The organism is Pseudoalteromonas sp. 0303 (genome assembly GCF_013349995.1).
Taxonomy (GTDB): domain Bacteria; phylum Pseudomonadota; class Gammaproteobacteria; order Enterobacterales; family Alteromonadaceae; genus Pseudoalteromonas.
Genome location: NZ_JABVXF010000010.1, coordinates 39,996 through 53,241 on the forward strand (window position 1 = coordinate 39,996; position 13,246 = coordinate 53,241).

The following is a 13,246-nucleotide window of genomic DNA, read 5'->3' on the forward strand; positions in this document are numbered from 1 at the left end:
AGTACACTTACAATGCCTTAGCATGTATTTGGTTGCGGGAGCCGGATTTGAACCGACGACCTTCGGGTTATGAGCCCGACGAGCTACCAGGCTGCTCCATCCCGCGCCAATAGATATTAAAAGTAACTTAATATCATTTAATCGAGTGTTAAACACCTCAATTCAATGGCGGCTATTATAAGCATGTAGCGCTCAATTAGCAACCTTCCTACATGAATTAGTTAGACTATTTTTTGCCTAAAAATTTTATGACAACCTTGTCATAAAATTTCCCATAACTGAAAATTCTCGTCTATATTTAGTCATATAATAAGAACAACCTATAGCCTTGGCTATTAAGCGATTTACTATGAGTCTATCTTCATTTCAAAAAAGACTGTTACTACAAGATATTGAATTGCTAAAACCGGATTTTCATCTGTTTACAAGCGCATATCATCGCAGTATTAGTTCTCGTCAATTAACCATGACAGTTCCTGAGCAAGAAAGCATAACTAAGCGCAGCTATATTCTTTACTGTGCGCTCAACAAAGTAGTAAGTCACCTCGATGACTTACAGCAAGTCACGCCGTTTATTCATTATTTAGCGAATAACTTGAGCTTTTTAAAGGTGTCATTTGAGGATATCGATACCCTTTGCGATGCCTTTATAGATACTCGCAAATCGTATATTCATCACATTAGCACGCAATTGCATCAAGCTTGGCTGCAAGCTACGAGAATATTTGCCAATATCGTAAAGAGTTACTTGTTCGATTATTCAAATGTAGTGTCGTTTAGCGCCTATTACCCTGCACGCTTAAGCTCATAGCTTGGTCAATTCAGTATTAAGCCTATCTATTTGTTTTTGTTCAATGGCGATTAAGGTGTTAAAACGACTCGTTAAAGCTGTCATTTTGTCAGCTAGTGCGTTATCGCTATTCGCATCAGCTAAATTACGAGGGCGGCTACTTAGTTGTTGCTCAAGCTCTGACATTTGCATGTTTAACTCACTCTGATAAGTATCAATTTTATTTTCATGCTCTGAAATTTTACGCATAATTTGTTTCGAGCGAATAAAACTAGCAACCTCATTATTAGCAGAGGAAGTTAACGTGTATTTTTCAGCCGTGAGTCTATCAATACTGCGCTGCTCACTGCCGATAAGCACGCCGTAACGCTCAGATACTGCGGTCATTTGTTTGGCGATTGCAGCTTGTTTTTTAGCCCCCACCAAATTACGTAGCTGAGCATCTGATTGCTCAGATAAAGCCACTATTTCCCTGTCCATTTTGAGCTTGAATGTGTCAATTTTATTGTTATGTTCTGCAATTTGCGCATCGATTTGCTTTAAGCGGATATAACGGTCGACCTCTGCGGTATCTTTACCTGCTGATGCTTGTGCAGCGTTATCTGACGCGCCCGAGAGGTGTGGGTTTTGCTCTTTTATAGTGATTAGCTTTGCATCTTTGCCACAGGGCTGTTGGCTAAATTCAGCAACACCGTTTTTCTCACAGTGATAAACAGTGCTGTGAGCCAAAGGGCAAACTAACAGGCTTATAAATAGTAAATGTAAGTTAATTTTCATCTCGACCCTTCCTTAGTAATGACTCATTAAAAATGCCACTAATGTACCTTTTATAGACTATTTTTATCGATCTATCTTTGTGATTACTTCGTAGTTACCTAGATTACTTGCTGCAAAGGCTATTAGAAGTGCAATACACCACCTTAAGATTTATTTTTGGCGATCAACTTAATGCAAGCCACAGCTGGTTTAAAGAAAAATCACAACCAGACACGCTGTATGTCATCGCCGAATTAAAACAAGAAACCAACTACGTAAAGCACCACCTGCAAAAAGTGGTCGCCTTCTTTGCTGCAATGGAAAACTTTGCTAATGCACTGACAAAAGCGAATTTAAACTGCCTGCATCTGACACTCGATGACACACAAGATGATGACTCACTACCAGAGCTACTTACCCGGTTAGCTAAGCATTATCAATGCCAGAACATTGAGTACCAATACCCAGACGAATATCGCCTTAAAAAGCAACTTGCAGACTTTTCACAGCAGAGCGAATTTGATGTCAATGCAGTTGATTCTGAACACTTTCTACTACCTTTTAATGATATTGACCAGCACTTTAAGCCAAATAAGCCGGTAAAAATGGAGTTTTTTTATCGTGCTATGCGCAAACGTTTTAATATTTTAATGGACGATGATAATCAACCTCGTGGTGGCAAATGGAATTTTGATCAGCAAAATAGAAACAAGTTAAAACCCAGCGATCTTAAAGAAATCCCAGAACCTTTATGTTTCGGTCACGATGTTAGCAACATCCTTAAACGAGTAGAAATGCACAAACTAAACACCTTTGGTGAGTGCAGCGATACGTTAATTTGGCCAACCACACGCGCTGAAGCAAAGCAGTTACTCGATTTTTTTTGCGATCATTTACTGGTGCATTTTGGTCAGTTTCAGGATGCTATGACATGCCAGTCCCAGTACCAATGGTCTTTGTATCACAGCCGTTTATCGTTTGCCCTTAATACTAAAATGCTGCACCCGATGCAGGTCATCGAGCAAGTGTTAACTAGCTTTGATAAGCAACCTATTGATATTGCGCAAGTTGAAGGTTTTATCAGGCAAATTATCGGTTGGCGCGAGTATGTACGTGGTATTTATTGGCAAAATATGCCTGATTACGCCAGCAAAAATGCCTTAAATGCAAAGCGTGCCCTACCCGACTATTTTTGGCATGGCAAAACAAACATGAATTGTATGCACCATGCCATTACACAAAGCCTGCAAACGGCTTATGCACACCACATACAACGTTTGATGATCACGGGTAACTTTTGCTTATTAACCGCTATTGAGCCAAGTGAAGTAGATGAATGGTATTTAGGTATTTATATCGACGCCATAGAATGGGTAGAAATGCCCAACACTCGGGGAATGAGCCAATTTGCTGACGGGGGATTAATTGCCACTAAGCCCTATGCAGCCAGTGGAAATTACATCAACAAAATGAGTGATTACTGCAAACATTGTAGCTACAACATTAAAGAAAAAGCCACTGAGGATGCTTGCCCATTCAACAGCCTATATTGGCATTTTATGTTAGAGCACGAACAACAGCTTTCACAAAACCCACGTATCGGTATGATTTATAAAAACTGGTATAAACAAGATGAATCTGTACAGCAAGCAACGCTTAAGCGCGCTAGCTGGTGCTTAGATAATCTAGAAAAGCTGTGATAACGAAAAAAGCCGCCTCAGATGAGGCGGCAAAACTAACTAGGGGAAACAATGCTGTTGGAAATTACTTATTTTCTAGTAATTTACCATTACCGATTTCGATTTTACGTGGTTTTAAAGCTTCTGGAATTTCACGCTCTAAATCGATACTTAGTAAACCATTTTCAAGGTCAGCGCCAAGCACTTTAACGTGGTCACCTAATTGGAACTTACGCTCAAAGTTACGCTCTGCAATGCCTTGGTGAATGAACTTACGTTCAGCATTATCTTGTTTATCAGCTTTAGTACCGCTGACTTTCAATGTGTTGTTTTCTGACTCAATGGTCAATTCACTGTCACTAAAACCTGCTACAGCCATAGTGATACGATATTTGTCTTTATCGAGTGCTTCGATGTTGTACGGAGGAAAACTTGGCTGCTTGTCTGTGCGAGCTGCCGCATCCATTAATGATGCTAAATGATCGAAACCGATGAATGAACGATAAAGTGGTGATAAGTCTACTGTACGCATAATTATATCCTCATATTTAAGCGATATTTTGTTAGTACTCTTCTATTGAACCAGTGCTAACAAAGTTAAATTAATACTATATATTTCAATTACTTTAGTTTGTTTGGGACCCATCAGGCGTCCTCACTAAACTATTTATGGGCGGGTAAAATCTTTTCAAGATTTTTAGCAAAAAAAATTGCAATTTTTTTAAAATAATTGAAATTTTAACACCCTCAAACTGGTCTGAATTAGTTGATTTTAAAGGGTTAACCACGTACAAAATAACAATGAAAAAAAATCCAACTTTTTTAAAAAAATTTATCAATGTGCTAAAAAATGTCGTGTTAATGGCAGTCGTTGTGTATGCCGTGACCGCATTTCAGCAACGTAATTTACTCTCAACTGATAAAACTCCTGCCCCCTATTTTAATTTAGCCACGCTAAAAGACCCGGCAGAGCGGATGACCATTGCACAATTACAAGGAAAGCAAACAGTGGTGTATTTCTTTGCGCCTTGGTGCTCAATTTGTCGTTACAGTATGCCAAATTTAGAAAAGGCCCATCAGCAAGGTAAGTTAAATGCCATAGCAATTGCCCTCGATTACCAAAATATTGCTGAAGTTAAACAGTTTACTGATTCACTCGAATTAACAATGCCGGTGTTACTTGGCAGTAAAAGTACAGGTCAAGATTATAAAATCAGTGCCTACCCAACTTATTATGTTATTGATGAGCAGTTGGCCATTACTGCGCATTCTATGGGTTACTCAACAGAACTTGGCCTTAGGATGCGCACTCTTGATTAGCTCAATCGCTTTTAGTGAGAAAAAACAGAATAGTGCAATCGATTTTATGCGCTGTTTTTATTCATTTAATCCGTTAAGATGATAACCAGATAAACACATTCACATCGAGGAGAGCGATATGTTAACTGTAATTTTTGGCCGTGAAGGCTGCCCATACTGTGTTCGTGCAAAAGACGTTGCTGAAAAACTAGCAAATGAGCGTGACGATTTTAAATACCGTTATATCGACATCATTAAAGAAGGCATCAGCAAAGCAGATTTAGAACAGTCTGCAGGCAAACCTTGCCCAACTGTACCACAGATTTTTATTGACCAAGCCCACATTGGTGGCTTCACTGAATTCGAAGCATACGCTAAAGAAAATTTAGGGTTATATCAATAAATTGTAAACGTGGTTGATTTTGGCAATTCTAAACTGATTAAATTATGACCAACATCAACCACATACAAATTAGTTGTAATTTATACAAGCAATTGCATTGTATTTCCTATACAATGCGCGCCTCTTTAAATTCGTTGAGGCGTATTAATGTCAGAACCAGTCACGTTTGAATCTCTAAATCTTTCTCCTGCAATCCTTAAAGCAGTTGAAGAGTTGGGTTACAAGACTCCATCTGAAATCCAAGCTCAATGTATACCGTTATTGCTAGAAAGAAAGGACGTACTGGGACTAGCGCAAACGGGTACAGGTAAAACAGCAGCATTTGCACTGCCGTTACTAAATAATATTGACCCGTCTGTGAAGCAGCCACAGATCCTTGTTTTAACGCCTACGCGTGAACTTGCGATCCAAGTAGCTGAGGCATTCGAACAATATGCTAAGCATACTCGTGGTGTTGAAGTTTTAGCCCTTTATGGTGGCCAAAGCTATAGCATCCAACTAAGTGCACTTCGTCGTGGCGCGCAAATCATTGTTGCAACGCCAGGTCGCTTAATTGACCACATTAACCGTGGCACAATCAAGTTTGAGAGCTTACAAGCCCTTGTTCTTGATGAAGCAGACGAAATGTTACGCATGGGCTTCATTGATGATGTAGAAAGCATCATGGAGAAAACGCCACGTGAAAAGCAAACATGTCTTTTCTCGGCGACCATGCCTAAGCAAATTCAAAATATCAGCAGCAAGTACATGAATGAGCCTGAGCAAGTTCATATTTCTGCGCGTAACTCAACTGTATCAACGGTTGAGCAAGTATTTTGGAATGCACACGTACACAAAAACAAAGCAATCGTTCGCTTCTTAGAAGCAGAACAATACGATGGTGCAATTGTTTTCGTACGTACACGTAACGACACGGTACAGTTAGCTGAATTACTTGAGCGCGAAGGTTTCTCTGCGGCACCACTTAATGGTGACATGAACCAACAAGCACGTGAACGCACAGTAGATCGTTTGAAAAACGGCCTAGTTGATATCGTTATTGCAACAGACGTTGCTGCACGTGGCCTTGATGTAGACCGTTTAAGCTTAGTAATTAACTACGATATCCCACAAGATTCAGAAGCCTACGTTCACCGTATTGGTCGTACTGGTCGAGCGGGTCGTACTGGTAAAGCGATTCTTTTCGTAAAACATAACGAGCGTTATTTACTTAAAAATATCATTCGTCATACGAAATCTGATATCGCACAAGTTGATTTGCCAACTGCAAAAGTAGTTGAAGAAAAGCGTATTAAAGCGCTTCAAGACAAACTAACGATTGCTCTTGAAAACAAAGACATCACTTTCTTTAATCAAGTTGCTGCTAACATGGCAGAAAAGCTTGAGCTAAGTGCTGAAGATTTAGCAGGTGCATTACTTTGTTTAGCGCAGCAACAATCACCAATTAAGGTTGAAGAAGTTAAAGTTCAACCGCGTGGCGAACGTAACGAGCGTCGTCGCAACGAACGTGGTGATCGAGCTGATCGTGGCGACCGTCAAGGACGCGAGCGTAAACCTCGTGAGCCGCGTGAGCGCAATAGCCGCAGCATGGGTCCTATGGATACTTACCGTATCGAAGTAGGTCGTGAGCACGGTGTACAAGTTAAAAATATCGTTGGTGCGATTGCTAACGAAGCTGATATCTCAAGCAAGTTCATTGGTGATATTCGCTTACATGACAATCACAGTACGGTACAGTTACCACAGAACATGCCAAAAGATGTGCTTGATCACTTCCAAAAGGTATTTATCTGTAAACGTCCTATGAATATGACGCTAACGCAAGACCAAGGTCCTGCGGCTCCTCGCTCTGAGCGCCCAAGTGGTGATCGTGGTGATAAGAAGCGTAACTTCAAAGACCGTGGTGAAAAACGTGGTGGCCCTCGTAAAGAGCGTCGTCCAGTGAGCTTCACTGCGAACTAATCGAAGCTGTAAGCTGTAAGCTGTAAGCTGTAAGCAATAAAAAACCTTGTCATGAGAGTGACAAGGTTTTTTTGTATAAACTGACTTACACTTAGCAAATTTAAAATAAATTTTACATCGTTTTTTGAAGTGCTTGTGCAGCCATTCTATAAAGGGCACGGGTCATGATGTCAAAAATGGAACGAATCACAGCGACGCTTAATGTACTAATATCATGATGCTGACCAGAGAAAACTAACATATGTCCAAGTAAAGCTTTAACATCTTCTTTTTTCTCTTTTGATATAGCAACAATTTTATGGATTGTTCTTGCTAAAACATCATACAAAGTCATCGTGCATGAGCCTGCATAGTTAATCATAAAACCTATTGAATACCCTGCATCAATTAAAATGTTAATTAAAAAGTCTGCAATTTTTTGTGCCCATTCCGCATTAAACCTAGCAAGGTGGCGCTTTTGATAGTCTAGTTTGATTCTTTTTTTCGCACCTGAACTACAAACTTTATTAGCAATTTCATCATAACTACTATAACGACCTGCTGTGTTGATATAACCCGGTGTTGGCTCGCTCATAGAGTGGGCTCCTAAACTAAAACGAGCTCCTTTATTTCCAGCAAGTAAATACTCATCATCAGCATGCACAAATGGCCATAATGGTATACATGGTACAGGATCCATTCCATGTGTTATTCGGTAAGTAGGAATAAATGCTTTAATCTGAGTCGCAAAAGATTGATTTCCAACCCTTGGCGCACCAAATGTATATATACTGGTAGAAATAGCATATTTAGACTGTAACCAAGAGGCTGTTAGAGTAGCAAGTGCCCCGCCAAGACTATGACCAACACAATAAACATGCTTAGGGTTATGTTCGAGTACTTATTTTTCAAAGGCAGGTTTTAAGCTATTAAATGCTTTCATAAACCCCGCATGAACATCTTTATTATTTGGGCCAGAAACAAAGCCTATATTTAAGTTTGTCATCCAATCTGGCACCATTACTTTGGTACCGCGAATTGCGATTACATGATGATCTTTATTACTTTCAAGCTTTCCCCGCGCCGTAATAGCAAATCCATATGTTTTATTAAAGAGCTGAAAGGGTAAACCACCAGATGTGCCTTTAATGGCACTTTCAGATAAACTAATCTCAAATTGCTTTTTTAATAAAGGTGATAAACGTGAGTTTTTTGTTGGTTTACTTTTAATATACTGATAAGGTAAAGCAGCAAGTTCCGCTGCAATTTTTGGAGGTAACTGCTTCTGCATAAATACAATCCTTGTTTTTATTAATAAATAGTAAAGTCTTCACTCCAACGACAAATCGAAGTCGCATTGTGCTTCCGTTGTGAACTTTCATTATTGAATTCGAAATCAACCTGCTCATTAGTCAAATCACAGTTTAGAGAGACAAGCTTCTTATTGAATGCCTCAATTGGATTAATCCCTTCCAGTACGGCATCCCAAAGGGCTAAGTTTTCTCCATCAACACAAACGTAAATTACTTGTACTGTAAGATTTTCAACAAATAACCTACCTGGTAATTTCGAACGAATGTTATATTCTGGAAAATAAAACTCTCCATTGTCATCAGTGATCGTAAAATCCTTACGTTCAACTTCATCTGTATAGCCTAACCAACGGTGAACAGTTAGGCCTTTAACAGGAATACTATTATCAAGTATACGCCCTCTCACCTCAGGACATAGGTGAACATCATATTTTTTAAATAAGCCAAGCATAGATAAGCCTTAAAATAGATTGAAAATAACTCGATGGGGATAAGAAAGGTAAGGTTAAAGTTTGAAAAACTATTCCATGTTTCTCTGTCATCATCCTTGAGTTTAATTAGTCTATTACAAAAGAACTAACACAACAATTATCGATGACATCCTCCTCAGACTCTAAATAAAGCTTCGCAGCTATTTGAGGTGATAGTCTTTGGCGCATTCTTATCGTCCTTAATTTTAGTAAATTGAAAAGTCGCTACTCCAGCGACATATACTTCTAGCGCAATGCATCCTATTTGGATTTGCATGTTTGAATTCAAAATCGACTATTTCACTTTTTAAGTCACAATTTAGGGAGTTTAACTTTATATTAAACGCTGCAATAGGTTCTCGTCCTTCTAAAATAGCTTGCCAAAGGGGAAGCCTTTTATTTTTATAGTCGATATATATTGCTTGATGAGTGATATTTTCAACAAATAACCTACCTGGTAATTTTGAACGAATGTTATATTCTGGAAAATAAAAATGTCCACTTTCATCGGTAGTCGTTAAATCCTCACGCTCAACTTCATCTGTATAACCTAACCAACGTTGAACAGTTAGGCCTATAACAGGAATACCATTATCAAGTATACGCCCCCTTACCTCAGGACACAGGTGAACATCATATTTTTTAAATAAGCCAAACATAGATAACCCTTAAAATATATTAAAGATAACTCAGAGGGGGATAAGAAAGGTAAGGTTAAAGTTTGAAAAACTATTCCATGTTTCTCTGTAATCATCCTTGCGTTTAATTAGTCTATTACAAAAGAAGTAATACAACAATCGCTCTAAATAATCATGACAAAAATAAGCCTCAGTTGGATGACTGAGGCTTTATAACTTTAATTTTGTTACTTTAATCCTTATTAGCCGATGGCAGGGTATGCGTAGCTTGATTGAAGACCTAATGGAATGCCTAAGCCCCAGTACGCGAGTAAGAAGATACTCCAACCGATTAAGAAGGCGATTGAATACGGTAACATCATCGCAATTAAAGTGCCGATACCGGTGCCTTTTACATACTTTTGACAGTACACAACAACCAGTGGGAAGTATGGCATCAGTGGAGTGATGATATTTGAGCTTGAGTCACCTACACGGTAGGCTGCTTGAGTTAGATCAGGTGAAATACCCAGTTGCATCAGCATGGGTACAAAGATTGGCCCTAATAGCGCCCATTTTGCTGAGCTTGAGCCAACAAATAGGTTCACAAACGCCGTTAAGAAGATAATACCTACCACAGTGACTGAGCTTGGTAGTGCCATTGCTTTTAATAGCTGTGCACCTTCAATTGCAAGTAATGCGCCTAGGTTTGATTTACTAAATGCAGCAATAAATAACGCACAGAAGAACGCCATAACAATATAGTAAGCCATACCGCTCATCGCTTTACTCATTGCATCTATCATATCTTTAGAGCTTTTGAAGGTACCCACTGCAAAACCGTAGACGGCACCAGGGATCCAAAACAGTAAGAAGATAAGTGGCACAATTGATTGCATTAACGGTGAGCGGAAATTAGTTAACGAGCCATCACTACTTCGCATTGCTGAGTCGGCTGGGGCTGAGACAAACCATAGTAGAGCAAGGCCTGCAATCATCACTGTGCTTGCAATATAAAACGCACGCTTTTCATCACTGCGTGCTTCATCAAAGGCAGGTAGGTCTTCTGTATCACCATCAAGTGGCGTGTTTTGTAAACGCGGCTCGATGATTTTATCTGTGATATACCAGCCTAATAAGATAATAAATAAGCTCGAAGCTGAGGTAAAAAACCAGTTATTTAGCGGGTTAATCGCCATATCTGGATTAATAATTTGCGCCGCACTTTGGGTAAAGCTTTGCAGTAACGGGTCAATGCCTGACGGAATAAAGTTTGCGCTAAAGCCACCACTTACCCCAGCAAACGCTGCTGCTATACCAGCAAGCGGGTGACGCCCCATCGCATAAAAAATAACCCCAGCAAGAGGGATAACTAGAACGTAACCGGCATCAGTTGCAGTATGACTAACAATCGCCACTAAAATAATAGACGGTGTTAAAAGCTGCTTAGGCGTTACTTTTAACATTAATTTGAGGCCGGTATTGATAAAGCCAGAATGCTCAGCAACACCAACACCTAACATAGCAACCAGCACCACACCAAGCGGTGCAAAGCCAGTAAAGGTTTTCACCATCGAAGATAAGAAGGTGGCAAGGGAGTCCCCTGCTAATAGGTTATTTACAACGATGGCTTCGCCGGTGCGCGGGTCGATTGCATCAAATGTAGTGCCCGAGAAAAGCCAAGATAAAAACCAAATAAGTAGCATTGCGACTAAGAATATAATCGCCGGATCAGGCAGCTTGTTACCTACCCTTTCTATGGTATTTAGAAAACGTGCGATTGCACCACTTGGTGCCTGCACATCATTATTGTTATTCATTTTCAAATTCCCTGGAATAATATCTCGTTAACCTTAACGTATCTAACTACTAAGGTAAATTTTAAGTTAATGGAATTACCTGATAAAGGTAAAGCGATAATGTAAAAAAAGCGACACAGGTCGCTTTACAGAATTTTATTTAATTAGATTAGGCTGCAAGTGCTTTCACTTCATCCCATAGGCGCACAACAAGCTCTTTATCTTCTTCGTTTAACTCACCGTTGCGATAAGCTTTAACTAGGCTAGATTCAACTTGATTATTTAACTCATCAATCGATAAGTTTAATTCTTCTACTTGTGCATAGCCTACAGCTAAGTCAAAGTGGCCACGTAAATAGCCACCAGCAAATAGCTCGTCGTCAGTTGCTTTATCGACTAAATCATCAAAATATTGCTGCGCTGCATCAATATAACTTACTAAACTCATTGTTACTTCTCCTCTGGGTGCAGCCCATCTTGATGACCCACTGCATACATAATATGGTCATTGAAACCTGTGGTTACGCGAATATAACCACTTAATTCATCGTCTAGTTCACTGTCACCCGTATCGGCAATCAGTGGTCGGCCATTTAAGGCCTGTAATTTAGTTTTAGTGGCCACCACAATAATGTTGTCGCGGCCAATAGCACGAATAAGTGCAGGGCTTAATTGCTGATTACCTCGGCCGAAGATATGGCCTTGGCCACCAATTAAGGTGATCACCAATTTGGTTTCTTTACCTTGTGTGAGTTCAAGTAATTGCTGAGCAGTTAAATCCTGTGCGATAAGCTCTTGGTCTGCCACTAAGTCTACACCTAGCAAGGTATTTTCAAGACCCATTTCTTGCATAATTGCCGCGACTGTAGAACCACTGCCCATCACATATAAGCAGTCTTCATCCATTTCACTAACAACATAGGCAGCTATATCGGCAAGCACTAATTCATCGGTTTCTTTACCGCCATTTTTAACTGCCTGTACATAACGTACTTCACTCGGCACTTGCATTTCACCATAGCGCTTAGCTTTTACCGTGCCCTCGCGAAATGCTTCTTCGTCAATATCCATCACATCGGCATCACCAAGGCTGACAAGTTCACCTTTAACTAGCATCTCAACAACACGCCCAGCTGCTTTTGGGGTAATAGCATAAACCCCAGAATGAATTTTACAGCCTGCAGGAATACCTAATACAGGAGTGCTATCGCCAACCGCATGGCAAATATTGCGGGCAGTACCATCGCCACCCGCAAATAAAATAAGGTCGACACCTTGCTCAACTAATAGCTTGGCAGCCTGCTCTGTGTCATCTGGGGTGGTGATATCGTTTGTTTGGTAAATAACTTGGCTTTGAAAGCCTAGTTGGTTTGCCGTTTGCTCGCCCATTTCACCGTTTACAGTGTAAATGATTAAGTCATCTTGATGGGCAAGCAGCACTTCAAGTGCCGCTCGGGTGCGTAGGTTTGCTTTTGGCTCAGCACCAAGTTGCATTGCTTTTGCAGCGGTATCTACGCCATCACTGCCCTTTAGTGCGACACTGCCACCTAAGCCGGCAACCGGATTTACAATCAAACCTAATTTAAACTGCATCAGATAAAGCTCCTGGGTTGCCATGAAAATCGCGCTGCCACGTAAATTGAGCAGCCGTTAGTGGCCATGGGGTTTTATAGAAATCACTCAATGCTTTAAGAAGTGCTGTTGTGCGCTGATTAAAGCCAGATGCTAAAAAGCTCAACACTTGCTGGTGAACTCGCGCTTGAAAATCGAATCGACAGGTTTGCTCACCATTTAAATTATCAACCGATACATTAAAATCAAAACCTGCTGCAGTACTGAGCGCCCATTCAATAGCTTGGGGCTTTACTTCAACTGCTTCAAATTCAGCTTGCTGTTGCTTATCACGACCATCTGGGCAATACCAATAGCCATAATCTTCTTTTAACCGACGCGACTCACCAGCCACCAGCCAATGAGCAATTTCGTGTAAAGCACTGGCATAAAAACCGTGGGCAAACACAATTTGGTGATAAGGCGTTTGCTCATCAGCAGGCAGGTAAATAGGTTCATCATCACCCTTTATCAAACGCGTGTTATGGCTTTGATAAAAGGTGCTTTCAAAAATAGCGATTAAGTCAGCAATCTGATGCATACGGCTTGAATTCATCTCGTTAAAAGC

The 13,246-nt window shown here is 40.2% G+C and carries 15 protein-coding genes, 1 tRNA gene and 1 pseudogene; 5 read left to right on the forward strand and 12 right to left on the reverse strand.

The annotated features are described in order from the left end of the window. Positions 1-29: 29 nt before the first annotated feature. Positions 30-106 (reverse strand) — tRNA-Met (locus HUS62_RS08800). Positions 107-349: 243 nt separating this feature from the next. Here HUS62_RS08800 and HUS62_RS08805 point away from each other — a divergent pair. After that, positions 350-811, forward strand: a complete 462-nt coding sequence (locus HUS62_RS08805; RefSeq protein WP_175079203.1) for a hypothetical protein — start codon at positions 350-352, stop codon at positions 809-811. Here HUS62_RS08805 and HUS62_RS08810 read toward each other — a convergent pair. Next, positions 806-1,567, reverse strand: coding sequence for a DUF4124 domain-containing protein (locus HUS62_RS08810; protein WP_175079204.1), 762 nt, complete (start codon positions 1,565-1,567; stop codon positions 806-808). The two genes, HUS62_RS08805 and HUS62_RS08810, sit on opposite strands and share 6 nt — an antisense overlap. Positions 1,568-1,695: 128 nt before the next feature. Between HUS62_RS08810 and HUS62_RS08815 the strand changes: the two genes are divergently transcribed. Next, positions 1,696-3,246: a cryptochrome/photolyase family protein gene (locus HUS62_RS08815; RefSeq protein ID WP_282658465.1), complete on the forward strand. Its 1,551-nt coding sequence runs from the start codon at positions 1,696-1,698 to the stop codon at positions 3,244-3,246. Positions 3,247-3,310: 64 nt separating this feature from the next. On the opposite strand, the gene HUS62_RS08820 is transcribed toward HUS62_RS08815, so the two are convergent. Next, positions 3,311-3,757, reverse strand: a complete 447-nt coding sequence (locus tag HUS62_RS08820) for an Hsp20 family protein (RefSeq protein WP_054562102.1) — start codon at positions 3,755-3,757, stop codon at positions 3,311-3,313. Positions 3,758-4,086: 329 nt separating this feature from the next. Here HUS62_RS08820 and HUS62_RS08825 point away from each other — a divergent pair, with 329 nt between their 5' ends. From HUS62_RS08825 to HUS62_RS08835, 3 genes are all read left to right on the forward strand, one after another. Further along, a complete protein-coding gene (locus tag HUS62_RS08825) occupies positions 4,087-4,545 on the forward strand; it encodes a TlpA disulfide reductase family protein (RefSeq protein ID WP_258536741.1) in 459 nt (152 codons plus the stop codon). A 118-nt stretch (positions 4,546-4,663) separates the two neighbouring features. Continuing rightward, complete coding sequence (locus HUS62_RS08830; protein ID WP_054553185.1) at positions 4,664-4,927, forward strand: GrxA family glutaredoxin; 264 nt, start codon at positions 4,664-4,666, stop codon at positions 4,925-4,927. Between the two features lie 147 nt (positions 4,928-5,074). After that, positions 5,075-6,889 (forward strand): DEAD/DEAH box helicase, encoded by a 1,815-nt coding sequence (locus HUS62_RS08835; protein ID WP_175079206.1) that lies wholly within the window; start codon positions 5,075-5,077, stop codon positions 6,887-6,889. Between the two features lie 112 nt (positions 6,890-7,001). On the opposite strand, the gene HUS62_RS08840 is transcribed toward HUS62_RS08835, so the two are convergent. From HUS62_RS08840 to HUS62_RS08875, 9 genes and pseudogenes are all read right to left on the reverse strand, one after another. Then, complete coding sequence (locus HUS62_RS08840) at positions 7,002-7,532, reverse strand: hypothetical protein (RefSeq protein WP_258536742.1); 531 nt, start codon at positions 7,530-7,532, stop codon at positions 7,002-7,004. Between the two features lie 18 nt (positions 7,533-7,550). Next, positions 7,551-7,745: pseudogene (locus HUS62_RS23495) on the reverse strand (lipase family protein); the annotation flags it as partial. A 24-nt stretch (positions 7,746-7,769) separates the two neighbouring features. Next, positions 7,770-8,159: a hypothetical protein gene (locus HUS62_RS08845; RefSeq protein ID WP_175079207.1), complete on the reverse strand. Its 390-nt coding sequence runs from the start codon at positions 8,157-8,159 to the stop codon at positions 7,770-7,772. 20 nt (positions 8,160-8,179) lie between these two features. After that, positions 8,180-8,632 (reverse strand): DUF6795 domain-containing protein, encoded by a 453-nt coding sequence (locus HUS62_RS08850; protein ID WP_175079208.1) that lies wholly within the window; start codon positions 8,630-8,632, stop codon positions 8,180-8,182. 225 nt (positions 8,633-8,857) lie between these two features. After that, positions 8,858-9,310: a DUF6795 domain-containing protein gene (locus HUS62_RS08855; RefSeq protein ID WP_175079209.1), complete on the reverse strand. Its 453-nt coding sequence runs from the start codon at positions 9,308-9,310 to the stop codon at positions 8,858-8,860. Positions 9,311-9,531: 221 nt separating this feature from the next. Beyond that, complete coding sequence (locus HUS62_RS08860) at positions 9,532-11,088, reverse strand: AbgT family transporter (RefSeq protein WP_175079210.1); 1,557 nt, start codon at positions 11,086-11,088, stop codon at positions 9,532-9,534. A gap of 148 nt (positions 11,089-11,236) precedes the next feature. Beyond that, positions 11,237-11,515 (reverse strand): YfcL family protein, encoded by a 279-nt coding sequence (locus HUS62_RS08865; protein ID WP_054553188.1) that lies wholly within the window; start codon positions 11,513-11,515, stop codon positions 11,237-11,239. A 2-nt stretch (positions 11,516-11,517) separates the two neighbouring features. Then, positions 11,518-12,660: an ATP-NAD kinase family protein gene (locus tag HUS62_RS08870; protein ID WP_175079211.1), complete on the reverse strand. Its 1,143-nt coding sequence runs from the start codon at positions 12,658-12,660 to the stop codon at positions 11,518-11,520. Next, a complete protein-coding gene (locus tag HUS62_RS08875) occupies positions 12,650-13,219 on the reverse strand; it encodes an elongation factor P hydroxylase (protein WP_282658467.1) in 570 nt (189 codons plus the stop codon). Before HUS62_RS08875 ends, HUS62_RS08870 begins: the two co-directional genes overlap by 11 nt. Positions 13,220-13,246: the final 27 nt, after the last annotated feature.

Coding starts and splice junctions, on each gene's coding strand:
- HUS62_RS08870 (WP_175079211.1), bottom strand. CDS start 12,660: ATGCAGTTTAAATTAGGTTTGATTGTAAATCCGGTTGCCGGCTTAGGT.
- HUS62_RS08825 (WP_258536741.1), top strand. CDS start 4,087: ATGGCAGTCGTTGTGTATGCCGTGACCGCATTTCAGCAACGTAATTTA.
- HUS62_RS08820 (WP_054562102.1), bottom strand. CDS start 3,757: ATGCGTACAGTAGACTTATCACCACTTTATCGTTCATTCATCGGTTTC.
- HUS62_RS08805 (WP_175079203.1), top strand. CDS start 350: ATGAGTCTATCTTCATTTCAAAAAAGACTGTTACTACAAGATATTGAA.
- HUS62_RS08845 (WP_175079207.1), bottom strand. CDS start 8,159: ATGCAGAAGCAGTTACCTCCAAAAATTGCAGCGGAACTTGCTGCTTTA.
- HUS62_RS08865 (WP_054553188.1), bottom strand. CDS start 11,515: ATGAGTTTAGTAAGTTATATTGATGCAGCGCAGCAATATTTTGATGAT.
- HUS62_RS08860 (WP_175079210.1), bottom strand. CDS start 11,088: ATGAATAACAATAATGATGTGCAGGCACCAAGTGGTGCAATCGCACGT.
- HUS62_RS08875 (WP_282658467.1), bottom strand. CDS start 13,219: ATGCATCAGATTGCTGACTTAATCGCTATTTTTGAAAGCACCTTTTAT.
- HUS62_RS08810 (WP_175079204.1), bottom strand. CDS start 1,567: ATGAAAATTAACTTACATTTACTATTTATAAGCCTGTTAGTTTGCCCT.
- HUS62_RS08850 (WP_175079208.1), bottom strand. CDS start 8,632: ATGCTTGGCTTATTTAAAAAATATGATGTTCACCTATGTCCTGAGGTG.
- HUS62_RS08830 (WP_054553185.1), top strand. CDS start 4,664: ATGTTAACTGTAATTTTTGGCCGTGAAGGCTGCCCATACTGTGTTCGT.
- HUS62_RS08835 (WP_175079206.1), top strand. CDS start 5,075: ATGTCAGAACCAGTCACGTTTGAATCTCTAAATCTTTCTCCTGCAATC.
- HUS62_RS08855 (WP_175079209.1), bottom strand. CDS start 9,310: ATGTTTGGCTTATTTAAAAAATATGATGTTCACCTGTGTCCTGAGGTA.